The sequence below is a fragment of the Gluconobacter sphaericus genome, from assembly GCF_016757795.1.
GTDB lineage: Bacteria > Pseudomonadota > Alphaproteobacteria > Acetobacterales > Acetobacteraceae > Gluconobacter > Gluconobacter sphaericus.
On the sequence record NZ_CP068419.1, the window covers coordinates 2,302,023 to 2,327,194 of the forward strand.

The following is a 25,172-nucleotide window of genomic DNA, read 5'->3' on the forward strand; positions in this document are numbered from 1 at the left end:
GTCCGGTGTGAAGATGGAGCCTCAATTCCGGGCTTTTTATGCCCTGGAAGGGCGATCTCGAACTCTGTTGCGGGCGGGCGTACGAGCAGGAAAAGGAATTGCGCCAATTTCACGACCGTCTGGCCAGCAGCTGCCAAGTCTGTCGTAGCAGTCGGTTCGGCCTTTGGGGTCAGCCCTGAAGGAGGGGAGGTCCGTTTTCCTGTTCTTCGGGGCGCAGGAAGCGGGCGATGTCTTCCAGTGCTTCGGCCAATGGCATGCGGCGGACGTCTACGCCGTCGGGGAAGGCGGAGAGGAGGCGTGAGGGCATGCGGCGGTCCAGCATGACGAAGACACCGCGATCGGTGCCCTGACGGATCAGGCGACCGAAAGCCTGTCGTAGGCGCATGCGGGTAATGCGGTCGTCGTAATCGCCGGGGCGGCCTTCGGAGAGTAAGCGGCGGCGTTCGCGGTGCAGGATGTCGGGGCGGGGCCAGGGTGTTTTTTCGAACACGACCATGCGCAGGGCTTCACCAGGGACGTCCACGCCATCGCGCATGGCGTCCGTGCCCAGCAGGCAACTATGGGTTTCGGTGCGGAAGACGTCCACGAGAGTGGCGTTATCCATCGCATCGACATGCTGCGCGTAGAGCGGAAAGCCCTGTGTTTCCAATGGTTCGTGGATACGGCGATGAACTTCGCGCAGACGGCGGATGGCTGTGAAGAGGCCGAGCGCGCCACCTCCTGCCGTTTCGAATAGTGCGCGGAAGGCATGGGCAAGAGACGGGATTTCACCTGAGACGTCCGTGATGACATAGGCGCGCGTCTGCGTGGCGTAGTTGAACGGACTCATGACTGAAGCGCGGATGGGCGGCTTCAGGAAATGCGTGGCGCCCAGACGTAATTCGGCTGCATGCCAGCTTGCTTCGTTCTGCGTGTCTCCATGGCCGGTCTGGTCGCGCAGGGTGGCGGAGGTCAGGAGTAAACCATGCGCCGGTGTCTGGATTGTTGAGACGAACGGGATGGTCGGGTCCAGCCAGTGGCGGTAGAGGCCGATATCGTGGTCGCCCTGTGTTGCGCGGGTGCGGGGCAGGCGTTCGGTGCGGATGAAGTCCACGAAAGTGGGGGTGATGTCTGGTTCCGGCGGTGTCTGAAGAGCGTCCAGCATGCCGATCCAGCCCGACAGGCGGCTTATGGCGCGGCGGTGCAGGGTGCGGATCATGGCTTCGATGCGCTGGCGGGTCGGGGCGTCCATTTCTGCATCGTCCTCGACCTGTGCGGCAAGGCGATCGGCCAGCATCCTGATGGGATCGCGCAGGCGGGTCAGGGCGCGGCTGAGGGTTTCGGCGGTGCTGCCGACATCCTCATTGACGGGATGTAGATCGCATTCCGCCGAAATATATCCGTCGCGGCTGTCTTTGCTCTGCCGGGCACGGAGTTGGTGGTCCAGAGCGCGCAGGAAGGCTTCGGACGGGTTTTCTGGTGCGGGCTCCTCTGGGATCAGCAGAGCGGGTGTGTCGGAAGGGGGTGTAGAGTTTTCGTCGGCTGGGTTCTCGGGGTGTAGGCGCGTGCTCCAGCCGGGGGCGGGGAGGCTCCGCGCTGCCTGTAGCGCGGCTTGCAGTGGCGTGTCGATCATGGGCAGGCGTTCGAGCAGATCATCCAGACGGCGTTGCAGGCCACGGGCGCGGGAGCGGCTGCCTTCTGCACCCAGTAGCCAGCGGCGGAGTTCGGCTGCTTCGAGGCCGGACAGGGCTGTGGCGAAGGCACTGTCGGCGGCGTCGGGGATGTGATGACCTTCGTCGAAAACGTAGCGCGTGGGTGTCGTGTCTTCGTCCGGCAGGCCGGGCGGGGCAAGGGCGGCCCAGGCGGCCTGGGAGAGGGCGAGGGCGTGGTTCGCGACGACCAGATCGGCCTGACGGGCACGGCGGATGCCGTGTTCGACGAAGCATGTTTGATAATGCGGGCAGGCTGCGTGGATGCATTCGCCGCGTCGGTCGGCCACGCCAAACAATGTGCCGGAGCCGAAGAGTTCGCCAAACCAGCCGGGGAGATCGCCGCCCATGAGATCGCCGTCGCGACTGGCTTCGGCCCAGCGGGCGAGCAGTGCCATCGGCAGGAGTGCGGCGTAACCGTCAGGGCCGCGGGAGCTTGCGACGTTGAGCAGGTCTTCCATGTTCAGCAGGCACAGATAGTTCTCACGGCCTTTGCGGACGACGACTTTGTTCCGCAGGGTTGTTTCGTCCGGGTAGAGGCGGCGGAGTTCCTGCTCGATCTGGCGCTGGAGATGGCGGGTATAGGTGCTGACCCAGACGGCGCCGTCATTCTGCTCGGCCCAGAGGCTGGCGGGGGCGATATAGCCGAGCGTCTTGCCCGTGCCGGTTCCGGCTTCTGCGAGGACGACATTGGGCGAGCCGATGCTTTCGCGCGGTTCGAACGCGCCAGTGGCAACGGAGGCGAAGTCGGCTTGGCCGGGGCGGATTTCAGCTTTTTCTCCAAGGATATCTCGCAGGCGCTGACGGGCCGCGTTTGGGGAGACAGGCTGGCTTCCGGGTGCGGGACGCGGGGCGGTTTCTTCCCAGCGCGGCAGGCGCTTCCAGATGCGGATGGCCTCGTAAGGGTGTGCGCCCGTGGTGTCTCGCGGGGTGCCGAGAATGTCCGTAACTTCGCCGCTCCAGGCCCATCCGGCGCGGGTTAGGGGAACCATAAGAGCGCGCAGGAGGGTGCCTTCGGGCGTTTCGGCCTTGTGTCGCAGTTCGTCGAGCAGGGTTTCGCACAGAACGGGGAGGAGATCCGCACCGATGGTTTCGGGCGGTTCGATACCGAGGGCGAGCGCCAGTCCGCGTGGGGTGGGGGCGACGGTTGTGGCAGGGCGGACGAACAGGAACAGGTCCAGCAGGTCGAACCACGGCACGGGTTGGGATAACGGGGAGAGGTCCAGCGCGCGCAGGGCGGCGGGGCCGTGGACCAGAAGGGGCGGGGAAAGTTGGGTGAGGCGCTCGCGTGTTTCTTCTGCCGTGAGGTCCAGCAGTTCGCCATCCGGGGTCAGGAGCGAGGACAGGCCACGACGGGCGACGAGGGCCGGAGCGTCGAATGGCGAGAGAAAGGTGGGGGCGCGGGGCATTCTCGCCATTGTAGCGGTTAGGGGAAAATCGGGCGAGGATGTTTTGCGGGCTTTGCGAACGGAACGTGAAAGCTGGCTGTCTTCAAGGGCTTGGGAAGTGCGGAAAAGTCTTTGAAATATTTCGTAACCATATGGATGTGTCTGGTTGAAACCGCAATGTGTCGTATTGCTTGACCGGGAAGAGGTGTCTCCCTACCTTTTCCGGTAATCATGCAGAAAACCAAGACACCTATCGCCTCGTCCCTCTCTCCTGACGCGCCGCTTCCGAAAGCATGGCCGTTCGACGAGGCACGAAAAATCACCGTGCGCATGGACGCGCGCGCATCTGATACTTCGGAGCAGGCTCCTGCCCTTCTGGAAACGGGCTATGGTCCGTCGGGTCTGCCGCATATCGGTACGTTCGGCGAAGTGGCGCGGACGACCTGGGTGCGTCAGGCCTATGAGGCTCTAACCGGCCGTCCGACGCGTCTGCTTGCGTTCTCCGATGACATGGACGCGCTGCGCAAGGTGCCGACCAATGTGCCGGAGCAGGAGATGCTCGCAAAGCATCTGGGTCTGCCGCTGACGCGGGTGCCTGATCCATTTGGCGAATATGACAGCTTTGCCGCGCATAATAATGCGCGCCTTCGCCAGTTCCTCGATAGTTTCGGTTTCGATTACGAATTCGCTTCCGCCACGCAGTATTATACCAACGGCACGTTCGATGCGGCTCTGCGCCGTATGCTTGAAGTCCATGACGAAGTCGTGGCGACCATCATCCCGACGCTTGGTCCGGAGCGCCGGGCGACCTATTCGCCGGTTCTGCCGATCCATCCCGAAACCGGGCAGGTCATGCAGGTGCCGATCATCAAGGTTGATCCGGATGCCGGCACGGTTGTCTGGAAAGACGAGGCCGGAAAGACGTTCGAGACGTCCGTTCTGGGTGGTCATGCCAAGATGCAGTGGAAGGCCGACTGGGCCATGCGCTGGTATGCGTTGGGCGTGGATTATGAAATGTCCGGCAAGGATCTGATCGATAGTGTGAAGCTGTCTTCGAAGATCTGCCGTATTCTGGGTAAAGAGCCGCCTGCTGGACTGACCTATGAGCTGTTTCTTGATGCGCAGGGGCAGAAGATCAGCAAGTCCAAGGGCAATGGCCTGTCGGTTGAGGAATGGCTGCGTTACGGTACGCCGGAGAGTCTGGCGCAGTACATGTTCCAGCAGCCGACGCGGGCCAAGCGCCTGTTCTTCGATGTCATTCCGCGCGCGACGGATGATTACCTGACGCTCGTGCAGAAAGCCGAGACGCAGGAAGGTCCGGATCTGCTGGCCAATCCTGTCTGGTTCATTCACGGCGGGACGATCCGTCCGCAGGACACCAGCCCGGTTTCGTATACGGCGCTGCTGAACCTTGCGAACGTGGCCAATGCCGATAAGCCGGAGACGCTGTGGAAGTTCCTGCGTCGCTATGATCCGACGCTGTCGCCCGAGACGCATCCGTATGTGGACCGGCTCGTGCATTGTGCGCTGACCTATTTCAAGGAGCAGGTGTACCCTAACAAGACCTATCGTGCGCCGACAGAGACCGAACGCAAAGGGCTTGTGGATCTGGCGGATGAACTGGCGAAGCTCGCTCCGGACACAGCACCGGGCGATGTGCAGGATGTCGTGTTCGAGGTTGGCAAGCGTTATTTCGCCAAGCCGGAACTGCGGTCCTGGTTCGGGTGCCTGTATGAAGTGCTGCTTGGACAGACCGAAGGGCCGCGTTTCGGGATTTTCGCTTCCCTGTTCGGGTTGCCGGAAACGGTTGGCCTGATCCGGGATGCCCTCGCGCGGCCTGTTGAAGAGCCTGTGCAGGGCTGAGGCATCGGCATGCCCGTGGATAACAGGCCGCAGGATGCTCAGGTGTCTTCCATGATGGAAGAGCAGAGCGTTTGTGTGGATGTAGGGGTGGCTGACGAGACATGTTCAGAGGCCGGGCTGCGAAAGCAGCGGTGGCAGGTGTTCATGTCTCGCGCGCCTGCGCTTGTGGGGCTGATCCTGCTGGTGGCGGCGGTTGTCGTCATCTGGCGGGAGCTGCGGCATCTGTCGCTTCATGACATTACGACGAGCCTGAGCGCTATTCCGGATTCTGCCCTGCTGGCCGGTGGTGCGGCAACGATCCTGTCGTATTTCATCCTGTCTTTCTATGATCGGCTGGCCTGTTTGCATGTCCGGGCGAAGGTGTCTTACCAGCGTTCGGCGTTTGCGGCGTTCTGCTCTTACGTGCTGTCCCATAATCTGGGATGTGCGGCGATTTCCGGGGCGGCTGTGCGTTTCAGACTCTATCGGAGCTGGGGCGTGGCGCCTGGGGCGATCGCGCAGATCATTGCGTTCTGCTCGGCGACGTACCTGTTGGGTACGATGGCGCTGATTGGCGGTATTCTGATCTTTGAGCCGCATGCCGTGCCGGTCCTGTCCCATCTGCCCGAGTTCCTGCTTCGTCTGGCGGGGTTGGTACTGTGTGGTGTGTTGCTGGCCTATGTGCTGGTGGCGCGCGTGCGACGGCATGTGCGGATCTGGAAATACGAGATCGAGCTTCCGGGAGCGGGCATTGCGATTGCCCAGATCGCGGTCAGCGCAGCGGACATGGCGGCGACGGCGTTGATTGCGTATTGCGTGTTGCCTCCGTTGCCGCCCGAGGCGCATTTCGGGTTCGGGACGTTCCTTGCGATCTATCTGGCGTCCTATACGGCCGGCCTCATGGCCAGTGTGCCGGGTGGCCTGGGCGTTTTTGACGGGGCCATGTTGCTGGCGTTGCAGGCCTATCTGCCGGCGTCGCAGATCATGGGCGCCATCCTTGTTTTCAGGCTTTTCTACTACATCATTCCGCTCCTTCTCGCGGGGTTGATGTTCGCGGGGCATGAGCTGTTTCTGCGAGGCGAGCAGGCTCTGGTTTCGGCCGGGCAGACGCCGCGGCGGGTGCGGCCCAGTCAGGTCGTCCGGGAGTCGGAAGCGGATTTTTCTGTGGCTGTAGCGACGAGCGTGCAGGCGGTCGTGGGCATTCTGCTTGTGCTTTACGCGCTGGTGGCTGGTCTGCCGCCGCTTCAGACATCTCTTGGGGCAGCTGTCTCACAGATCGCGGATCTGCTGCTGACGGTGGCGGGTGTCGGGCTGGTTGCGCTGTCTTGGGGGCTGTCGCAGCGTGTGGCGCTGGCCTGGAAATTTTCCCTCGGAATGTTGGGTTTGGCAGCTCTGTTGCTGATGCTGCGGCATGCGCCGTGGGCAGGGCCTGTGGTCATCATTCTCGTGATGCTGCTGCTGCTGCCGTTCAGGAACTGCTATTATCGCCGGGCGCATCTTCTAGCCGCGCCGCTGACGCCGTCGATGCTGGCGCCGCTCTCGCTGTGGGGGCTTGGACTGCTAGGGGTAGGCTGGGTTGCCGTGCAGCGGCATCTCGGACCGATCTGGTGGCGGTCGATGATCTATGACGCTCATACGGCCGTCGGGCGCTGGTTTCTCGGATTTTCGGCGCTGTGCGGGTTCTATGTCCTGTGGCGCGGGATGCGGAGGACGCGCATCCGGTTCGAGGCCTGGACCGCCGAGAATGCGCATCGCTATCACAGTCTGGCCCATGCGCTGCCGCAGCTGGGTGCGCGTTGTCCAACGGGGCTGTTGTTGGATGAGGCCGGGCGTGCGGCCATTCCGTTCCTGCGGACGGGGCAGTTCATCATCGGGCTGGGAGATCCGGCCGGATCTGAACGAAATTGCGTTGCGGCAATCTGGCGGCTGCGGGATCTGGCGTTGCAGGAAGGGTGCAAGCTCGCCTTCATACAGGTTGGCCAGTCGCTGATGGCTGTCTATAATGATCTGGGACTGACGGTCTGTCCGGACAGGACGGCTGGGACGGTGTGCTGTTTTTCCGAGGATTATCGGATGCTGCGGGCTTTTCTGAAGGGTGAGGAACGGCTGGCACGCAAGCGCAAGCCACAGGCCGTGTCAGGTCTGACCGGTTCATGAGTCTGGCACCCGGGCTGGGGAATACGCTCAGCAGCTGGTTGATCGCCTTTCCAGCGCTCTTCTCGATCATCAATCCGCTTGGGGCGTCACTGATTTTTGCTCAGGCGACGGAAGGGCGCGATCGTCGCGAGGTTGTCGAACTGGCGCGTCAGGTGGCGCTGAATTCGCTGGGCATCATGCTGGTGTCCATTTGGTTCGGTAGCTGGATTCTCGGGTTTTTTGGAATTTCGATCAATGCCCTGCGGATTACGGGCGGTCTGGTTGTAGCGTCGCGTGCCTGGCTGATGCTGTTGCAGCCTGAGACGTCCGAGGCGCGTAAGGAAAAGCAGGCGCTTCAGGGCGGTCGGACCGTGACGACACCGGATCTGCGGGAGACGGCGTTCTTTCCGTTGGCCATGCCGTTTACGGTGGGGCCGGGTAGTATTTCCGTAGCTATCGCGCTTAGTTCATCCACGCCACCGAACATGCCTACCGCGGATTATTATGTCGGCGTATCGGCTGCCGCGACGACCATGGCGATCGTGGTGGCGGTCGTTTACGCTTATGCCGAGCGGGTTGTTGCGATGCTGGGGGTGACGGGAACGCGGATTGTCAGCCGGCTTGCGGCGCTGATCCTTCTGGCGATCGGGGTGCAGATCCTGGCGTCGGGCGTGGAAGGGTTCCTTGTCGAGGCGCTGAAACAGGCCAAGACCGCCTGATCAGCGCTCCGCCAGTATCGCATGAACGCGTTTACGCAGGGCGGGAATGACTTCTTCCTGAAACCATGGCGCTTTTCTTTCCCAGGCGCCGGTACGCCACGAGGGGTGGGGCAGGGGAAAATATTCGGGCAGATAGTTCCGGAAACTTCTGACGCGTTCTGTAACTGAACCGCGTCCCAGAACATGGTTCTGAGAATAGCTTCCGACGAGCAGTGTCAGGCGGATATCCGGCATGAGGGAAAGGACGCGACGGCGCCATAGCGGGGCACATTCCGGACGGGGCGGGTTGTCGCCGCCTTTGGGTAGGCGTCCGGGATAGCACAGGCCCATCGGGAAAATGGCGATCTGGCGCGTGTCATAAAAAATAGCTTCTGAGATCGCGAGCCAGTCGCGCAGGCGCTTGCCGGAGGGGTCGTAGAAAGATTTTCCGGCGATATGGGCCTTGGTGCCAGGGGCCTGGCTGGCGATCAGGATCTTCGCTGTAGCTGAAGCATGGATCAGAGGTCTGGCGCCGAGCGGGAGATGGGGCTCGCAGACCCGGCAGGCCCGAATTTCCGTTAGGAGTGCCTCAAGGCGTTCCTCGGATGACGGAACGGACAGGGTCATTCTTCCTCGGGGATCAGCGGCATGTCCGGCTGCCAGGCATATTCTTCGCGGGGAACGTAAACGTGTTCGCCCTGGCTCCGCATGCTTTCGAAAAGTGTAACATGCTCTACGGAGATGGGTTTGCTGCGGAAGAGATTGTGCCGCTGGACCCATTTGATGGCGTCCGCCCGCTGGTTCGGGAAAAAATGTCCAAGGGTGATGGCGGGCTGGAAGCGGCGCTTTGCTGGTGGGCAGCCAGCACGGCGAAGGGCGCTTTCGACTTGGGATTGCAACGCATCCAGTTGGCGGGTGCGTTCGACCCCGATCAGGAGGCTGTCCGCCGTGAGACCTTCGCGAATGTCAGCCTGAGCGAGGGAAATTTCGAAAGGCTGCCAGGCGAGGCGGGAGAGGGTGAGGTCGATTTCTTCCAGCCGGTGCCGATCAGTGATCTCTCCAATGAAGCGGAGGGTGATGTGATGGTTTTCGGCCGGAACCCATTGCACGCCGGGCATAGAACCGCGCATCAGCGCAAGCGTTTCCCGGACATCGGCAGGAAGGTCGAGTGCGACAAAAAGTCTCAAGAGGCGCGTTTCCCATGAAAAAGAAGTAAGGGGCGGCGGAGTATTCTTGACCCTTCCGATAAAAACCCCACATTCAGTATGAGTGTACGGACGGCCCTCCCGGGTTCGTCAAGCGCCCTTTTCAGAAGGGCATCTCATTGGAAAAGGTGTCATGGCTTTCAATACCAACTTCAGCAGGGCCGGTGTGCAGGCCGGAGCCGGCAGTCTCGATGCCGGGCTTCGTGCTTATATGTGCCGGGTCTTCAACTGGATGGCGCTTGGTCTGGTGATCACGGGAGTGGTCGCTTACGGCGTCGCACAGACATCCCTGCGCTCTCTCTTCTTCCATCTGGCAGAAATGCCGAATGGTGCCATCGTTCTGCGTCCGACCCTTCTGGGTGGGATCAGCATCTTTGCTCCTCTTGTGTTCGTGATGGTTCTGTCCTTCGGGGTCAACCGTCTGTCGCGGTCGGCCGTACAGGGGATTTTCCTGTTGTTCAGCGCGGCGATGGGTGCGAGCATGGCCAGTCTTCTGCTGAGCTATACCGGCGTTTCCGTGGCCCGTACCTTCTTCGTGACGGCTATTACGTTCGCCGGAATGTCGCTGTGGGGATACACGACCGGCGCCAATCTCGCTCGACTCGGTTCTTTCCTGTTTATGGGTCTGATTGGGATCCTTCTGGCATCCGTGGTGAACATTTTCCTCCATAGTTCGCCGCTTGCCATGCTGGTTTCCATAATAGGTGTGGGGCTTTTCACCCTACTGGCGGCGTATGACACGCAGCGCATCAAGATCACGTATCAGCAGTACATGGCCTATGCTGGTGCAGATGATGTTGCGAAGCTGAGTGTCTATGATGCGCTGACAATGTATCTCAATTTCGTGAACCTGTTTCAGTTTCTGATCCAGTTCATGGGGGTTCGCTCAGGTAACAGCGATTGAGATTACTCTCTTAGCGATACTGGAGATCCAGAAAGGGGCGGCAGTTGATGCCGCCCCTTTCTGCTTTTTGGACCAAAAAAGTCTTGAATTATTTCCACGAATTCTAAAGCAGTTCACATTAAAAATCTGTAATTTTATGACTTAATGAAACCCTTAATTAGATCAAATGTGGCGAAAAACAGCCATTTCACTCTGAGCCCTATGTCGGGGAAGGGCTCACGAAATCCGTGATAAGCCTTGTCTTTGAGGCGATTCAGGCGGAAAAAACCTGAGGAACCGGGACAGCCGTGTCCCATGCTGAATGAATTTCAGGGTCGGATCTTTGATCCGGTTCCTGACGTCAGGATACGAACGAGAAAGGTAGCAGACTATGGCAGCGTTCGGCGGCACTGATGCGGACCTTATCGTGTCAAACCGTTTCCCGGCGACTACTGCAAGCCGGAACGGATGATGAAAGCAGGACCGATGAAAAAACTCTGGCGATATCTCCCAGCGTTGCCGGCGCTGATGCTATCGGGTTGTACGGTTGATCTGCTTCAGCCGCGCGGCCCGGTCGCAGAAATGAACCGCGATGTCATGGTGGCGGAATTCGTCATCATGATGCTGGTCGTGGTTCCCACCTGCGCCGCGACGCTTTATTTTGCGTGGAAGTATCGTGCTTCCAACAAAGAGGCCGAATACCTCCCGACTTGGGATCATTCGACCGTAATTGAATATGTCATCTGGGGCGTTCCTGCCATCCTGATCGCTCTTCTGGGCGCCATCAGCTGGTGGAGTACGCATGCTTATGACCCGTACCGCCCGCTTCAGACGGCTGACAACGTCAAGCCCCTGAATGTCCAGGTGGTTTCTCTCGACTGGAAATGGCTGTTCATCTATCCGGACCTGGGGATCGCAACGATCAACCAGCTGGATGTTCCCACGAACACGCCGCTGAATTTCCAGATCACCTCTGACACCGTCATGACGTCGTTCTTCATCCCGCGTCTGGGATCGATGATCTACTCCATGCCTGGTCAACAGACCCAGCTGCATCTGCTTGCAAGTGAATCCGGGGATTATCTCGGTGAGGCTTCACAGTTCAGTGGTCGTGGTTTCTCGGATATGAAGTTCCGTACCCTCGCCATGGATCCGGCTCAGTTCAACGACTGGGTTGAGAAAGTGAAGAGCGGAAGTGAAAATCTCGACGATACCACCTACCCGAAATATGCTGCACCGCAGGAATCTGCGCCAGTACAGTATTTCGCGCATGTCCAGCCGGATCTCTTCGACGGCATCGTTGCCAAGTATAACAACGGCATGATGGTGGACAAGAAGACGGGCAAGGTCATGCACATGCAGTCTGCTTCCAACGCTGCACCGTCCGACACTGGCATGAAGGAATAACCGACAGATGCTCGGAAAACTCTCCTTATCAGCCATACCGTTGGATGTGCCGATTCTTGTCGGTACATTCATTGGTGTTGCTGTTATCGGTCTCGCCGTACTGGGTGCCGTCACCTATTATGGCAAATGGGGCTATCTCTGGCGTGAATGGCTGACGACTGTCGACCACAAGCGTCTTGCCGTAATGTACGTCATTCTGGCGATCGTCATGCTGTTCCGCGGTTTCGCGGACGCTATCATGATGCGTACCCAGCTTGCTCTGGCTTACAAGGGTAACCCGGGTTACCTTCCGCCGCACCACTACGATCAGATCTTCTCCGCTCACGGCACCATCATGATCTTCTTCATGGCGATGGCGTTCATGACGGGCCTGATGAACCTGGTGGTTCCCCTTCAGATCGGTGCGCGCGACGTTGCGTTCCCGTTCCTGAACTCGCTCAGCTTCTATATGACGCTGGTCGGAGCCCTGCTGATCAACATCTCGCTGTTCATCGGTGAGTTTGCTCAGTGCGGCTGGCTGGTTTACCCGCCTCTGTCCGAGATGCAGTTCAGCCCGGGTGTCGGCGTTGACTACTATATCTGGGCCGTTCAGATCTCCGGTGTCGGTACGCTGCTGACGGGCGTGAACTTCTTCACGACCATCGTCAAGATGCGTGCGCCTGGCATGGGCTGGATGCAGATGCCGGTCTTCACTTGGACTGCGTTCTGCACGACCGTTCTGATCATGGTGTCCTTCCCGGTTCTGACGGTGACGCTGGCTCTGCTCAGCCTTGACCGTTACCTCGGCATGCACTTCTTCACGAACGATGCCGGCGGCAACGTCATGCTTTACCTCAGCATGATTTGGACCTGGGGCCATCCGGAAGTTTACATCCTTGTCATTCCGGCATTCGGTGTTTTCTCCGAGGTCACTGCAACGTTCTCCCAGAAGCCGCTCTTCGGCTACAAGACGATGGTGTACGCCACGTGCTCCATCATGGTGCTCTCCTTTGTCGTGTGGGTGCATCACTTCTTCACCATGGGTGCTGGTGCTAACGTCAATACCTTCTTCGGTATCATGACGATGATCATCGCCGTCCCGACGGGTGTGAAGATCTACAACTGGCTGTTCACGATGTATAAGGGCCGCGTGGAATTCACGGCTCCGATGTACTGGACGATCGGTTTCATGATCACCTTCTCCATCGGTGGTATGACTGGTGTCATGATGGCCATGCCGGCCGCTGACTGGATCCTGCATAACTCCCTGTTCCTGATTGCCCACTTCCACAACGTCATCATTGGCGGTGTGTACTTCGGCTACATTGCAGGCATGGGTTTCTGGTTCCCGAAGGCTTTCGGCTTCAAACTGAACGAAGCCTGGGGCAAACGCGCGTTCTGGTGCTGGTTCATCGGCTTCTATCTGGCCTTCGTTCCGCTCTATATCCTCGGCCTCGAGGGCATGACGCGTCGTATGAACCACTACGACAATCCTGACTGGTATCCGTGGATGCTGGTTGCTGAAGCCGGTGCGATCGTTATCGCTTGCGGTATCGCCTGCCAGCTGACGCAGCTCTATGTGTCCATCCGCGACCGTAACCTGCCTGAGAATCTTGATCTGACGGGTGATCCGTGGAACGGCCGTACGCTGGAGTGGGCTATTTCTTCTCCGCCGCCGGCTTATAACTTCGCGGTCATTCCCGACATTCACGGTCTCGACACGTTCCACACCGAGAAGCAGCTGGGTCTGAAGGCTCACGGCAAGCCGCTGGCGCCGATCCACATGCCGAAGAACACCTCCGCTGGTGTCTTTATCGGTCTGTTCGCGTTCCTGTTCGGCTTCGCTTCGATCTGGTACATCTGGTGGCTTGCCGCCATTTCCCTGATCGGTATCGTTGCAACCATGATCCTGCGCAGCGCCAATCGTGACGTCGACTATTACGTTCCGGTAAGCGAAATCGAGCACAACGAGGAAGTTTATTCTCGTCGTATCGCTGCGGCTCAGGCAGCAGAGTAAGAGGGGGCATAAGACTTATGGCTCACGAAGCAACAATGTCGCCTCTGGCACACGCTGACGATCATCACGGGGAACACCACGAGACCCCCAACGTGTTCGGCTTCTGGCTCTACCTGATGACGGACTGCATCCTGTTCGGGTCGATCTTCGCTGCCTTTGCGGTTCTCCGGAATCAGTTTGCCGGTGGTCCGTCGGGTAAGGAGCTCTTCGATCTGACGAATGTGGGGATCGAGACGGCTATTCTGCTGTTCTCGTCCATCACGTACGGCTTCGCCTCGCTGAATGCGATGGCGAAGAACAAGACGATGGTTCTTCTGTGGCTGGCCGTCACTTTCGTTCTGGGCGCATCCTTCGTCGGTCTCGAGCTGAACGAGTTCAGCTCCATGATTGCAGAAGGCAACGGTCCTGACCGTTCGGCATTCCTCTCCGCGTTCTTCACGCTGGTTGGAACGCATGGTCTGCACGTCACCTGCGGTCTGATCTGGATGCTCGTCCTGATGGTGCAGATGATGGGTCCGCAGGATCTGTCCGAGCGTATGATGAACAAGCTGACCTGCCTCAGCCTGTTCTGGCACTTCCTCGACATCGTCTGGATCTGTGTCTTCTCGTTCGTCTATCTCGCAGGAGTGATGTAATGGCTCAGGCACATACAGCCCACGATGGTAGCCACGGCTCCTATTCGGCTTATCTGATCGGCTTCGTTCTGGCCGTGATCCTGACGGTGGCATCTTTTGCTGCCGTCATGACCCACGCCCTGTCTCCGGGGATGGCGCTGGCCGCACTGACGGTTCTTGCCGTTGTGCAGATCGTCGTCCATCTGGTGTTCTTCCTTCACATGAACACCAGCAGCGAGCAGAGCTGGAACCTGATGTGCTTCATCTTTGCTGCGGCATCGGTGATTGTCATTATCGGTGGTACGATCTTCATCATGCATGACACTGCGATCAACATGATGTCCCGCTAAGGTTTCTTTCGAAATCTGAGGGAAGGGCTGGCAGGAGAAATCCTGTCAGCCCTTTTTTTATGCTTGGTTTTCTTGGTGCTTTAGCCCGCTAAAGGAGCTTTGCTGTCGATCGGGCATAAAAAAACCCGGTCTCCAGAGAGACCGGGTGAAAGATGCAGCCCAAGAAAAGCGGGATCAGTCCTTGTGGGGCGCCTCGGACAGCATGGCGGCCTTGCCGGGCTTGTCTTTCCATTCTTCGGCGTTCGGCATGGCGTCGATCTTGCGGGTCATGTTCGGCCACTGAGCTGAATATTTCGCGTTGATCTCGATCCACGGAGCGGCACGGTTGTCGCTGTCCGGGAAGATGGCCTCTGCCGGGCATTCCGGCTCACACACGCCGCAGTCGATGCATTCGTCAGGATTGATGACGAGGAAATTCTCACCGGCGTAGAAGCAGTCTACGGGGCAGACCTCCACGCAATCCGTGAACTTGCAACTAATGCAGTTTTCGGTGACCACATAGGTCATTGACGTCTCCGATCGTCTTGCTGGTCCGGCATCCGGCCGGTTTCATCCGAGCGGGATGATATGCGAAGGTTTGGCCTCAGACGCAAGCATCGTCAGCCGTCTTCTGTGATGGCTTCATAAAGAAGTGCGGCTTCTTTTGCCGGACCGCGGCGTTCACCAAGATCCAAGACGCGCCACACGCGGACTTCTCCGCCAGAAACAGCCGGAAAAGTCAATATGTCGCCAATGTGAAGTTTGGCATGGGGCTTGCTGGTGGGCTGCCGGTTAATGCGGATGCGCCCCTTGCTGATTATGGCTGCGCAGAGCGGGCGCGTTTTGGCGACGCGGGCGTAATACAGCCACTGGTCCAGCCGCTGGTAGTCTTCGCTCATGGACGGATTTTTTCCCTCAGGGCTGCGAGTGCCGCGAAGGGGCTGTCGGTTCGTGGCGGAGACGGGCGTTTGATAGGGGGCTGTTGCGCGGCGGATCTGCGTCTGCGGGCGGCCCGGGTTTTGCGGTCATTCAGGATCATAAGTGGGCGGGGGGGGCCTGCATGGGTGGCGGACTGTGTCTCGGGCGGCTGGTGCGCGATGCCGAGGCCCTTGAGAACGGCAGGGAGCATCTCGGCTTTTACGCCCAGTCTGGAGGCCAGATTTGTCGGGGCGGCGTGATCGCGACGGAGTGCGAGGTGATGCATGTCCGCGATACAGCGTTCTGCGATGTCGAGGCGCAGGCCGGTGTCGGCCGTTCGGATCCAGCCGAACTGCCCGTGAATGTCGCTCCAGGGGAGGGAGACGCGTCCGGGTGCGGTGGTACGGAGCGGGGTTTTGCTGTGCAGGGCGTGCAGGAGGCCCAGAAGCGCGAGCGGACGGTTTCGGAAGAGGGGCGGGCAGTAAATCGAGAAACGTCCGACCTCGACGCCGCCTTTGCGCAACCGGTTTCTGAGCGCGGGGGGGAGTGCGTGGTCTTCGGGCAGCGTTTCGGTGATGCCGCCGTCTTCCATCAGACGGTGCAAAATGGCGCGGAGCTGGGGTTCGCGCTCGGCGAGTATCTGACTGCGGTATAGGATTTTGAGGTCTGCCTGGATCAGATTGGCCACGAAGCTCAGCAGGCGGGTTTCGACATGGTTTTTTTGGACCGTGTCGGTGAACTCGGCCGGGAAAAGCAGGATGGCGGGGCGGAGTAGGCATGTGCCTGCGGTGAGGCGGCCGAGGGGTGTGTCTTCCCAGAAGACTTCGCCGTTCGTGCTGTCCAGCCTGAGGGATGTGTCGGGTGCGTCCTGAAGCATGCGGATGCGGCGCGGGATTTCGTGGATGAGGGCTTTGCGACCAGCGCGCAGAATCATCTGGCGTTCGGGGCCGGAGGCGACATCTGTTTCCAGTGTGAAGCCACGGATGCGGCCGATGCTGTGTCCTTCGACGAGGACTTCTCCGTCCGGTTTGACTGCGGAAAGCAGGGTGCGGTCGCCGTCATTGTCGAGACGGCGCAGGAGTGTTGTGGCGCGGCGGTCTACAAAGCGTGCTGTGAGACGTTCGTGCAGGGCGTCGGAGAGTTGGTCTTCGACCTCGCGGGCGCGTTCCTGCCATATTGCGGAATGGCGGCTCCATTCGGTGCGGGCCGCGACATAGGAACAGACGCGCACGCCGGTGAGGCGGTGCATGAGGGTATCGATATCGCCTTCGGTCTTGGCCAGGCCCCGGATATGGCCTTCCATCCAGTTGGCGGGAACGGAGCCTTCCTTGAGCAGATGCATATAAAGACGCGCGCAGAGACGGGTGTGGCTGTCGTCGCCGAGTTTGCGGAAATCGGGGATCTGGCAGACGTCCCAGAGCAGCATGGTAGCGCGTTTGCCCCGGGCGCTCTCGCGGATGTCCGGATCGAGCATCAGGGATTCGAGTGTCGTGACGTCCGAGGCCACGCGGCCTGCAGTCAGGCCACGCAGCGGGGGCGGCTGGGTCAGGCTTTTGAGCAGGTTGGCGGGATTGCTGAAGTCGAGTTCGTGGTTGCGCCAATAGAGGCGTTGGATCGGGTCGAAGCGGTGCTGTTCGACGGCTTCGACGAGGGCGCTGGACATGGGCGGGCAGTCGGCCGTGGTGCCGAAGGTACCGTCTTTCATGCCGCGTCCAGCACGTCCGGCGATCTGGGCGATTTCCTGCGGGAACAGGGGGCGCGGGACCGTGCCGTCGAATTTGCTGAGCTGGGCCAGGGCGACGTGATCGACGTCCATGTTCAGACCCATGCCGATGGCGTCGGTTGCGACGAGATAATCGACTTCGCGGTTCTGATAGAGTTCGACCTGGGCGTTGCGGGTACGGGGGCTGAGCTGTCCCATGATGACGGCACAGCCGCCACGGCGTCTGCGGATGACTTCGGCCAGTGCGTACACCTCGCTCATGGAGAAGGCGACGATGGCGGAGCGTGGTGGCAGGCGGGAGAGCTTCGTGTGTCCCGTGCTGGCGAGGCTGGAGAGGCGGGTGCGGATGTCGATCTCGATGCCCGGGACGAGTTTCTGGAGCAGTGGGCGGATGGTTTCGGCACCGAGGAAGAGTGTCTCGACCGTGCCGCGCGCGTGAAGCAGGCGGTCCGTGAAGATGTGGCCCCGGTCCGGGTCCGAGGCGAGTTGGATTTCGTCGATGGCGATGAACTCGGCCTTGCGGTCCAGTGGCATGGCTTCGACGGTGCAGGAAAACCAGCGTGCTCCGGGGGGTACGATTTTCTCTTCGCCTGTGATGAGTGCGACGCTGCGTTCGCCTTTGAGCTTCACCAGGCGCTCGTAGTTTTCCCGGGCCAGCAGGCGCAGGGGGAAGCCGATGATGCCGGAGGCGTGGGCCATCATGCGCGTTAAGGCATAATGGGTCTTGCCGGTATTGGTGGGGCCAAGGGCAGCACGGATGCTGGCTGGCATGGTATGATGACCGGACGAGGTTCCGTGGAATGCACCCTTCATGTCTGAATGGTCGGGTGCCTGCGGGGCAAAAGCAAGCATCTGGAGCGTTCCCCGATGATCTTTATCGGGCGGGACCTGTATTTGAGGAAGAAAGTCTTATGAATCTGCATCCCCAGCTTCCCTTCGTAACGTCCGCCGACGCGGCTTCCGCCCGTCTGGTTCATCTGGTGGCCTGTGAGGATAGTGCGACCGTCTCGCGCCTTCTGGGGGAGCATGCGGCCTTTCTTCAGGGGCAGGGATTTTCCGCAAAGGACGGCGCTTTTACCTTGCTGCCGGGTGACGGAGGTGTTGGGGCAGCGATCCTGTGTGTGGCGTCCGCACGCGCCAATGATCCGGTGGCTTTTGGTAAGCTGGGGACGGCTCTGCCGGATGGAGACTGGACGGCGGTGCTCCATGGGTTTGACGAGGGCGCTTTGGAGAGTGCGCTGCTCGGGTTTTGTATGGGGGCGTATCGTTTCAGTCTTGGGGAGGACAAGCCTGTCACGACGCGGATGGTCGTGCCAGATGAGGTGAAGCGTCCCGTTGCGCTGTCGAAGGCACTTTGGTTCGGGCGGGATCTGATCAATATGCCCGCAAATCTGCTAGGGCCGAGGGAACTGGCGGATATGGCCGGTGCGGCGCTGGTGCATCGCGGGGCGAGCGTCAGTCTTGTGGACGGGGGTGATCTGCGGAGTGCGTATCCGTGTCTGGCGGAAGTGGGCGAGGGATCGGAGCGTAAGCCGGTCGTGGTCGTGGCGCGGTGGAAGGCCCGTGAGGGTGCGCCGCGGATTTCTCTGATCGGCAAGGGCGTGTGTTTCGATACGGGAGGGTACGATCTCAAGGGCGCGGCAGGCATGTTGCGTATGAAGAAGGACATGGGCGGGGCTGCGCTGATGCTGGCCGTTATGTGCGCTGCCATCGATCTTGAGCTGGATGTGGATCTGGAGCTCCGTCTGGGCTGTGTCGAGAACAGCGTCTCGGGTCATGCCATGCGGCCTGGGGATGTGCTGCGGACGCGCAGTGGCAAGACGGTCGAGATTGGCAATACGGATGCGGAAGGGCGCCTAGTGTTGTGTGATCTCATAACGGAGGCTTCTGAAAGTCGTCCGGATGCCATTCTGGACGCTGCAACCCTGACGGGTGCTGCGCGTGTGGCACTCGGTCCGGATGTGCCCGCGCTGTTCAGTAATGACGATGAACTGGCATCATTCATTCTCGAATCGGGAAAATCGACCGCTGATGTAATGTGGAGAATGCCACTCTGGCATGGTTACGATGCATGGCTGGATAGTACAGTAGCCGACTTTGGAAATGTGACCTCAAAGCCGATGGCAGGGGCGATTACAGCCGCACTCTATCTTCAGAAATTCGTTCCGGACGGCCAAAAATGGGCGCATATCGACACTTATGCGTGGAATGACGGTGTCCGGCCGGGCCGCCCCGAGGGGGGAGAAGTGCTTGGTCTTCGGGCAATTCTGGAGAGTTTGTCACGAATTCATAATAATTCCTGAGCTTCCATAAAGCGTTTCACTCGGCGAACAGTGTGGCCGAGCAACGGAGTGTTAAAAGATTAGGGTGTCAAACGCGCTTTAATGAGGCATACGCCCTTTCATCGTTTCGATGCAGAGGCATTGTCCACTGGGTTGTTTTGGAACCCGTATGCTTGCGTATGCGTTTCGAAACACCACGTAAATGAGACTACGGTCTCTCCGGACATGGAGAGGCAGATACAATTTCACGTCGACCCTCATTCCGTCGGCTCCTGTTATGGGATCGGACAACAGATGAGGGAGGGACTGCTTAGGAGAGAGATCATGCCTCAGGCTACCAATGATCAGATGCTCAACCTTCTGTGCGACACCATCGTTTCGATGGTTCGTCGTGACGGACCCGATCTGTCGGCTCGCCAGCTTGCCGTCTTCCTGACCTGCTATCTGCGGGACGGGGCTCACACGGTTCGTGGCCTGGCGCTGGAACTCAAGGTGTCCAAGCCTGCCATCACCCGTGCGCTCGACCGTCTGGGCGAGCTGGATCTGGCACGCCGCAAGGTCGATCCGCTGGATCGTCGCTCGGTGCTGGTGCAGCGCACGCTGAAGGGTTCCACCTTCCTGCGTGAAATGCGCGCGGTCATGGCGGAAGCTTCCGGCACGCGCTCTACTCGCACTGAACGCGCTTCGGCTTCTGTCGAGCGTTTGAGCAGCCGTCGCGCCGGCTGATTTAAGCCGCTGGATTACCAGCGGTCCTGCACGCGGGTTTTGGCCCGCATGCAGACATATCCTGTCCACGCAAGCTGTGGCAGGGCGATCATCAGAACTATCGTGATGATCTGACCTGTGGCGAAAGCCGCAGCGCCCCAGAGGGCAAACCCCCAGTAAAGACATGTGACGAGCGGGACGGGCAGTCCTGAACGGACGGCCAGCTGATAAAGGTGGCCGCGATGGGCCTGCGCGAGCCTGTCACCGGCGCGTGCCCGGCGTGCCAGCGTGAACGTTACGTCCCACAGCACGCCTGAAAGCAGAGCGATGACGAGCAGGCCGCTGCCCGTGCCGAAGCCGGTCATGCCGCCCCAGGCGATGGCGAGGCCGATTGGCTGGCTGCCGACATCGCCCATGAAGATCCGCGCTTTCGGAAAATTATAAGGTAGGAAGCTCAGCAGGCAGACGGCGAGTAGGACGAATGCGACGGGAATGAGGCCTGTGCTGGCGAGGAGCAGCGCCGAGATGGCCATGACGCCCGAGGCCAGGCCATTGATGCCATCGATGAAATTGAGGGCGTTCGTGATGAAAACGGCAGCCAGCACGAAGGGGATCATTTCGGGCAGGGTTGCGCCGGTTCCGATAGCTGCAGCGATCGCCGCTACGAACTGAGCCGCGAGCTTGTAGCGCGCGGGGAAAGGGCGGACGTCATCGAGCCATGAGACTGTGCCGAGCAGGATCATGCCGACCAGCAGTCCCGTGATGGCGGGGACGATACGCATTGACGCATGGGCCTCGTACAGGGCGGGAGGCAGGCACAGGATGAAGGCGCCGACGATGCCGATCCCGCCGCCTTTGGGTGTCGGACGTGTGTGGGAGCTTCGGGCGACGGGATGGTCCAGAACGCCGGCGCGGATCATGAGCAGGATCAGGAGATTGCACAGCACGACAGCGGCTATGCAGGAGAGCGTAACGCCGTTGGTCAGATTCTGGAAAGAAAAGGGCATGGGACGACTTTATGGGAGGGAGGCTTTTGGCGCTATAAGGGGCGCGTGACATCTGTTCATCCTACAGGGCCCATATCCCCGGCCTCAATGCCCCCTTCCGGTCCGTCCCCGCGCGCTTCGACGCCGGCGCGGCGCATCGCGCTCAATGTCGTGCTGGATGGAGTCGTGTCGGCCGCCGCCGCTCCCGTGGCGCGATGGCTGGCTGATCCGGCGGGGGGGTGGCTGCATCCGCTGTGGTTCATTGCCGGAGGCGGCATCACGCTGCTGGTGGGGGGGCTGCCGTTCCGTATCCCGCAGCAGTACTGGCGGTTTTCGGGGGTAGCGGACCTGTTCAATATCGCCTGTGCGTCGGTGCTGAGTGCGCTGTTGTTTGCGGAACTGCTGCATGTGGCGGGTTATCCGCTGCCGACGCCGACTTTCCCCATCATTCATGCGCTGGTCCTGCTCGTGTTTCTGGGGGCCATCCGCATGATGTGGCGTCTGGCGGCGCGGCGTAGAAGTCTGGCTCTGAATGGTGAGCGCATCCTGCTGCTCGGAGCAGACCATGAAGCTGATCTGTTCATCCGGGCAATGGAGCGCGACAGCGAGAACAACCGCCGCGTTGTGGGGCTTCTGACGGGGGGCGCGCAGCAGGCCGGGCGGCGTATTCATGATTGTCCGATTCTGGGAACGATCAGCGAAACGCCCGTCATTCTGGAGCGGCTGTTCTCTTCAGGGAAACTGCCGGATGCGCTGGTCATTACAGCAGGAGAGATCAAGGGCCGGGAACTGTCCCAGATCCTCGAGGCGGCGCGGGCGTATGATATCGATGTGCAACGCACACCGTCGCTCACGGCGTTGCAGCCTGCGGACCGGGTGGAGCTTCGTCCGATCGCGATTGAGGATCTGTTGAATCGTCCGCCTGTGGCGCTCGATTCGCAGGGGATGGCGCGCCTGATTTGTGGGCGCGTTATTGCAGTGACAGGGGCCGGCGGAAGTATCGGCTCCGAACTGGCTCGGCAGATTGCGTCTTTCAAGCCGGCCATGCTGTTGCTGATCGAGAGCAGCGAATATGCGCTGTGGCAGATCAATCTGGATATTTCGGAACGCTTTGGCGATGTGAAGCGCCAGCAGATCATCGCGGATGTGCGTGACCGGAGTCGGATGGCTGAAGTGTTCGGGACATACCGGCCGCAGCTTGTTTTTCATGCGGCTGCGCTCAAGCACGTGCCAATTGTCGAGGATAATCCGGTTGAGGGTGTGCTGACGAACGTGATCGGCACGCGGATCGTGGCGGATGAGGCTGAGCGTGCGGGTGCGCAGGCGATGGTGATGATTTCCACGGACAAGGCGGTCAATCCGTCCAGTCTGATGGGGGCCAGCAAGCGTTGTGCGGAAGTATACGGGCAGGCGCTCGACATGCGTGCGCGGGCCGGGCAGGGCGGTATGCGCTGCGTGACTGTGCGGTTCGGCAATGTGCTGGGTTCTACGGGGTCGGTCGTGCCGTTGTTCCGTCGCCAGCTTGAGCATGGTGGGCCGTTGACGGTCACGCATCCGGATATGACGCGCTACTTCATGACGGTGCCCGAGGCGGTTGGGCTTGTGTTACAGGCGGCAGTCCGTGGCACGCATGAGCGTTCGGAGAACGATGCGACCGATCAGCGCCTGAAGCAGGGCGGCATTTTTGTGCTCGATATGGGCGATCCGGTGCGGATAATGGATCTGGCGTTCCAGATGATTCGCCTTGCAGGTCTGCGTCCCGAGAGCGATATCGAGATCCGTTTCACCGGCCTTCGACCGGGCGAAAAGCTGTTCGAGGAACTGTTTCACGGGCGTGAGGCGCCGGTTCCGACCGATGCGCCGGGCCTGCGGATGGCGTCTCCGCGCACTGTCGATTTCAAGGTGGCGGCAGCCGCGATGGATGAGTTGGAGGCGGCCTGTCACGCGAGTGATCTGGGCGCCATCATGAGCATCCTGTACAGGCTGGTCCCTGAATTCCTTCATAACCGCGACGGCGGAATGCCGATTGCGATGTCCCATCCCGATCCGGAGATGATAGCGCCATGACACGGCAGATTGCTTTTCTCGACCTTCCCGCACAGCAGGCGCGCCTTGGTGGCAGTATCCAGAAGCGTGTGGACGCCGTTATGGCGCATTGCCGCTTCGTGCTTGGCCCTGAGGTGCAGGAACTGGAGCAGCGCCTTGCGGAGTTCGGGGGCGCGAAATATGCGATCGGTGTGTCGTCCGGAACGGATGCGCTGCTCATGGTGCTGATGGGCGAGGAGATCGGTCCGGGAGATGCGGTTTTTCTGCCCGCCTTTACCTATACGGCGACGGCGGAAGTTGTTCTGCTGCTGGGTGGAACGCCGGTTTTTGTGGATGTGGACCCGCAGACTTTCCAGATCAGTCTTGAATCCCTGAAGGAGCGGCTTGAGGTCGTGCGCCAGGCCGGGGATCTGGAACCGCGGGTGGTGATCGGGGTGGATCTGTTTGGTCAGCCTGCGCCTTGGGACGAGCTGAAGGCCTGGACCGCGCAGGAAGATCTGACACTGGTGGCCGACTGTGCACAGTCTTTTGGTGCGACCTATCATGGTCGTCGTCTGGGACATGAGGCGAAGGCAACCACGTTGTCCTTCTTCCCCTCCAAGCCTTTGGGCGGTTATGGGGATGGTGGTGCGATCCTGACGGACGATGATGATCTGGCGGCGCTGTATCATTCCCTGCGCACGCATGGGGAAGGTCGCACGCGCTACGAAGTCGAGCGGATCGGCATCAACGGGCGGCTGGATACGCTGCAGGCTGCGGTGCTGCTGGCAAAGCTCGATGTGTTCGGGGACGAGCTGAAGCGTCGGGATGAGATTGCTGCGGCCTATGATGCTGCCATGCCGGAAGGCATTATCCCACCCGTACGCGTTGCTGACAGCGAGAGCGCCTGGGCGATTTATACGATCCTGTTGCCCGATGCAGCCAAGCGGGATTTGCTTCAGGCGTTTCTGAAGGAGGCTGGTGTTCCGACGGCCATTTATTATCCCAAGCCGCTTCACCGTCAGCCGGCCTATGCGCCGCATCACGATGGTGCCGTGCTACCGGTGGCCGAGGGGCTTGGTGCGCGGGTTCTGGCTCTTCCCATTCATCCCGAACTGACGGACGATGACGTCAGCTACATCATTGCAGCCCTCAATCGTTGGGCAGGAGAACAGGCGTGAGACGTGAACAGAAACTTCTGCTGGTTTTTGCGGCGCTTGTTCTCATTCCGGTGGGCATTATCTGGTTCGTGACCTGGCCGCTGCTGCATGCCTGGAAATTTCCGAAAGTGACTGTCGGGCAACTGAGCGCACCCGTCAGCCGTGAACTGACCGCCGAAGAAGTCCAGAAGGTCAATCTGTGGCTCCAGTCGCATGAAACCGCCTGGGGCCCTTCGGGGGAAAAGACAGATCTTGCTCCGAAGGTCGTCCTTGAGATGGCCGGGGCACAGGGGCAGCCCGTCATCATTTCCATCTGGAAATACAAGAAGCAGGACGATATCGTCGGGATTCAGCTGGCGAAGGGGGGTCCTTTCCGGATGAATGCTTTTCCGGATGCGCAGCTCATGGCGTTGCAGCCTGATGGCGCGCAGCCGCAATAATGAAGTTCTGAACGTCCGGGCTGAAGGGCAGCTTTCGCTCGGCGGTCTCCCAGTTGCTACGCTCCAGATACATCTGGTTTGCCTTGCGCCACAGTTCGGGGCCTGTCGCGTTTTGAAGCGGTTGCTGAAGGGTTTTCCAGGCCGTTAGCAGTTCGGCCGCCTCGGAACTCTGGGGAGAGACATTCCGGCTTAGGGCGTCTTCGCACTGGGCGATCAGTTTTTCCCACTGTTCCGCGTAGGCTGTGCGGTCCGTCGGAGGGAAATGGCTGTTGGCCATCTCCTGCCAGCGCTGTTGTTCTTCGGGTGTGAAATAGTGGCGCAATACGTCTTTCATGGCGTTATGTGTCATGTGATCCTGTCCTTTACTGATAAGGGCGCAGAAGGACTTCAGGTCTGGCACAGTGTCTTCTGACATCAGCACACAGGCAGCCTTGATCTGAGCGATAACGGCATCAAGGTCTGCGCGACGTGTTTCAAGGACAGAGAGCTGGGCCTGCAGAAGTCGTTTTGCGTTGAGCGGCCCGTGCGAAAGGGAGGCGATTTCCCTCAGGGTGTAGCCAGCTCTTTTCAGGAGCAGGATATGCGTCAGAGTCCCGACATCGGCGGCCCTATAGACGCGACGGCCATTGTCCGCGCGACACGGGCGTAGCAACCCGGCTGCCTCGAAGTGCCGGAGGGCGCGGGGCGTGACGCCGGCTATGGTAGCCAGTTCGCCGATTGTCAGGGTTCGTTTGTTCATCATCAGGC

The 25,172-nt window shown here is 60.2% G+C and carries 21 protein-coding genes; 13 read left to right on the plus strand and 8 right to left on the minus strand.

Annotation, left to right across the window (positions count from 1 at the left end; genetic code table 11):
- Positions 1-169: 169 nt before the first annotated feature.
- The gene (locus tag IGS75_RS10915; RefSeq protein WP_202256836.1) at positions 170-3,097 is read right to left on the minus strand and encodes an ATP-dependent DNA helicase; all 2,928 of its coding nucleotides are present in this window, start codon (positions 3,095-3,097) and stop codon (positions 170-172) included.
- Positions 3,098-3,307: 210 nt separating this feature from the next.
- Here IGS75_RS10915 and IGS75_RS10920 point away from each other — a divergent pair, with 210 nt between their 5' ends.
- From IGS75_RS10920 to IGS75_RS10930, 3 genes are all read left to right on the plus strand, one after another.
- Positions 3,308-4,939 (plus strand): lysine--tRNA ligase, encoded by a 1,632-nt coding sequence (locus tag IGS75_RS10920; protein ID WP_202256837.1) that lies wholly within the window; start codon positions 3,308-3,310, stop codon positions 4,937-4,939.
- A gap of 144 nt (positions 4,940-5,083) precedes the next feature.
- Positions 5,084-7,075 carry a lysylphosphatidylglycerol synthase domain-containing protein gene (locus IGS75_RS10925; protein WP_408876128.1) on the plus strand — a complete coding sequence of 664 codons (1,992 nt, stop codon included), beginning with the start codon at positions 5,084-5,086 and terminating at the stop codon, positions 7,073-7,075.
- The gene (locus IGS75_RS10930) at positions 7,072-7,773 is read left to right on the plus strand and encodes a MarC family protein (RefSeq protein ID WP_202256838.1); all 702 of its coding nucleotides are present in this window, start codon (positions 7,072-7,074) and stop codon (positions 7,771-7,773) included. The genes IGS75_RS10925 and IGS75_RS10930 overlap by 4 nt, the downstream gene beginning before the upstream one ends.
- Here IGS75_RS10930 and IGS75_RS10935 read toward each other — a convergent pair whose 3' ends face one another.
- Positions 7,774-8,379: a uracil-DNA glycosylase family protein gene (locus tag IGS75_RS10935; RefSeq protein ID WP_202256839.1), complete on the minus strand. Its 606-nt coding sequence runs from the start codon at positions 8,377-8,379 to the stop codon at positions 7,774-7,776.
- A complete protein-coding gene (thpR, locus tag IGS75_RS10940; protein ID WP_202256840.1) occupies positions 8,376-8,939 on the minus strand; it encodes an RNA 2',3'-cyclic phosphodiesterase in 564 nt (187 codons plus the stop codon). Before thpR ends, IGS75_RS10935 begins: the two co-directional genes overlap by 4 nt.
- Positions 8,940-9,090: 151 nt before the next feature.
- On the opposite strand from thpR, the gene IGS75_RS10945 reads away from it, so the two are divergent.
- The 5 genes from IGS75_RS10945 to cyoD all read left to right on the plus strand — a co-directional run bounded on the left by IGS75_RS10945 (position 9,091) and on the right by cyoD (position 14,207).
- Complete coding sequence (locus IGS75_RS10945; protein WP_141350036.1) at positions 9,091-9,861, plus strand: Bax inhibitor-1/YccA family protein; 771 nt, start codon at positions 9,091-9,093, stop codon at positions 9,859-9,861.
- 447 nt (positions 9,862-10,308) lie between these two features.
- Positions 10,309-11,247 carry a ubiquinol oxidase subunit II gene (gene cyoA, locus IGS75_RS10950; RefSeq protein WP_141350038.1) on the plus strand — a complete coding sequence of 313 codons (939 nt, stop codon included), beginning with the start codon at positions 10,309-10,311 and terminating at the stop codon, positions 11,245-11,247.
- Positions 11,248-11,254: 7 nt separating this feature from the next.
- Positions 11,255-13,243 carry a cytochrome o ubiquinol oxidase subunit I gene (gene cyoB, locus IGS75_RS10955; protein WP_141350041.1) on the plus strand — a complete coding sequence of 663 codons (1,989 nt, stop codon included), beginning with the start codon at positions 11,255-11,257 and terminating at the stop codon, positions 13,241-13,243.
- 17 nt (positions 13,244-13,260) lie between these two features.
- Positions 13,261-13,878: a cytochrome o ubiquinol oxidase subunit III gene (cyoC, locus tag IGS75_RS10960; protein ID WP_141350043.1), complete on the plus strand. Its 618-nt coding sequence runs from the start codon at positions 13,261-13,263 to the stop codon at positions 13,876-13,878.
- On the plus strand, positions 13,878-14,207 hold the full coding sequence (gene cyoD, locus IGS75_RS10965) for a cytochrome o ubiquinol oxidase subunit IV (RefSeq protein ID WP_141350045.1): 330 nt from the start codon (positions 13,878-13,880) through the stop codon (positions 14,205-14,207). Before cyoC ends, cyoD begins: the two co-directional genes overlap by 1 nt.
- Positions 14,208-14,381: 174 nt before the next feature.
- Here the strand turns inward: cyoD and fdxA are convergent, their stop codons facing one another.
- The 3 genes from fdxA to IGS75_RS10980 all read right to left on the minus strand — a co-directional run bounded on the left by fdxA (position 14,382) and on the right by IGS75_RS10980 (position 17,640).
- Positions 14,382-14,714, minus strand: coding sequence for a ferredoxin FdxA (fdxA, locus tag IGS75_RS10970; protein ID WP_202256841.1), 333 nt, complete (start codon positions 14,712-14,714; stop codon positions 14,382-14,384).
- Positions 14,715-14,806: 92 nt separating this feature from the next.
- Positions 14,807-15,085, minus strand: a complete 279-nt coding sequence (locus tag IGS75_RS10975) for an RNA-binding S4 domain-containing protein (RefSeq protein WP_141350049.1) — start codon at positions 15,083-15,085, stop codon at positions 14,807-14,809.
- Complete coding sequence (locus IGS75_RS10980) at positions 15,082-17,640, minus strand: helicase-related protein (RefSeq protein WP_202258502.1); 2,559 nt, start codon at positions 17,638-17,640, stop codon at positions 15,082-15,084. The genes IGS75_RS10975 and IGS75_RS10980 overlap by 4 nt, the downstream gene beginning before the upstream one ends.
- A gap of 98 nt (positions 17,641-17,738) precedes the next feature.
- Here IGS75_RS10980 and IGS75_RS10985 point away from each other — a divergent pair, with 98 nt between their 5' ends.
- Both IGS75_RS10985 and IGS75_RS10990 read left to right on the plus strand, forming a co-directional pair.
- Positions 17,739-19,130, plus strand: a complete 1,392-nt coding sequence (locus tag IGS75_RS10985) for a M17 family metallopeptidase (protein ID WP_141350053.1) — start codon at positions 17,739-17,741, stop codon at positions 19,128-19,130.
- 303 nt (positions 19,131-19,433) lie between these two features.
- Positions 19,434-19,835 carry a MarR family transcriptional regulator gene (locus tag IGS75_RS10990; RefSeq protein WP_024717011.1) on the plus strand — a complete coding sequence of 134 codons (402 nt, stop codon included), beginning with the start codon at positions 19,434-19,436 and terminating at the stop codon, positions 19,833-19,835.
- Between the two features lie 14 nt (positions 19,836-19,849).
- Here IGS75_RS10990 and IGS75_RS10995 read toward each other — a convergent pair whose 3' ends face one another.
- Entirely contained in the window at positions 19,850-20,821 is a 972-nt protein-coding gene (locus IGS75_RS10995) for a glycosyltransferase family 4 protein (protein ID WP_202256842.1), read from the minus strand.
- 87 nt (positions 20,822-20,908) lie between these two features.
- On the opposite strand from IGS75_RS10995, the gene IGS75_RS11000 reads away from it, so the two are divergent.
- From IGS75_RS11000 to IGS75_RS11010, 3 genes are read left to right on the plus strand one after another with little or no spacing between them, the layout of a single operon-like run.
- Positions 20,909-22,867: a polysaccharide biosynthesis protein gene (locus tag IGS75_RS11000; RefSeq protein ID WP_202258505.1), complete on the plus strand. Its 1,959-nt coding sequence runs from the start codon at positions 20,909-20,911 to the stop codon at positions 22,865-22,867.
- Positions 22,864-24,006, plus strand: a complete 1,143-nt coding sequence (locus tag IGS75_RS11005; RefSeq protein WP_141350059.1) for a DegT/DnrJ/EryC1/StrS family aminotransferase — start codon at positions 22,864-22,866, stop codon at positions 24,004-24,006. The genes IGS75_RS11000 and IGS75_RS11005 overlap by 4 nt, the downstream gene beginning before the upstream one ends.
- Positions 24,003-24,425, plus strand: coding sequence for a hypothetical protein (locus tag IGS75_RS11010; RefSeq protein WP_141350061.1), 423 nt, complete (start codon positions 24,003-24,005; stop codon positions 24,423-24,425). Before IGS75_RS11005 ends, IGS75_RS11010 begins: the two co-directional genes overlap by 4 nt.
- Here IGS75_RS11010 and IGS75_RS11015 read toward each other — a convergent pair.
- Entirely contained in the window at positions 24,388-25,167 is a 780-nt protein-coding gene (locus IGS75_RS11015) for a MerR family transcriptional regulator (RefSeq protein ID WP_202256843.1), read from the minus strand. The genes IGS75_RS11010 and IGS75_RS11015 overlap by 38 nt on opposite strands.
- Positions 25,168-25,172: the final 5 nt, after the last annotated feature.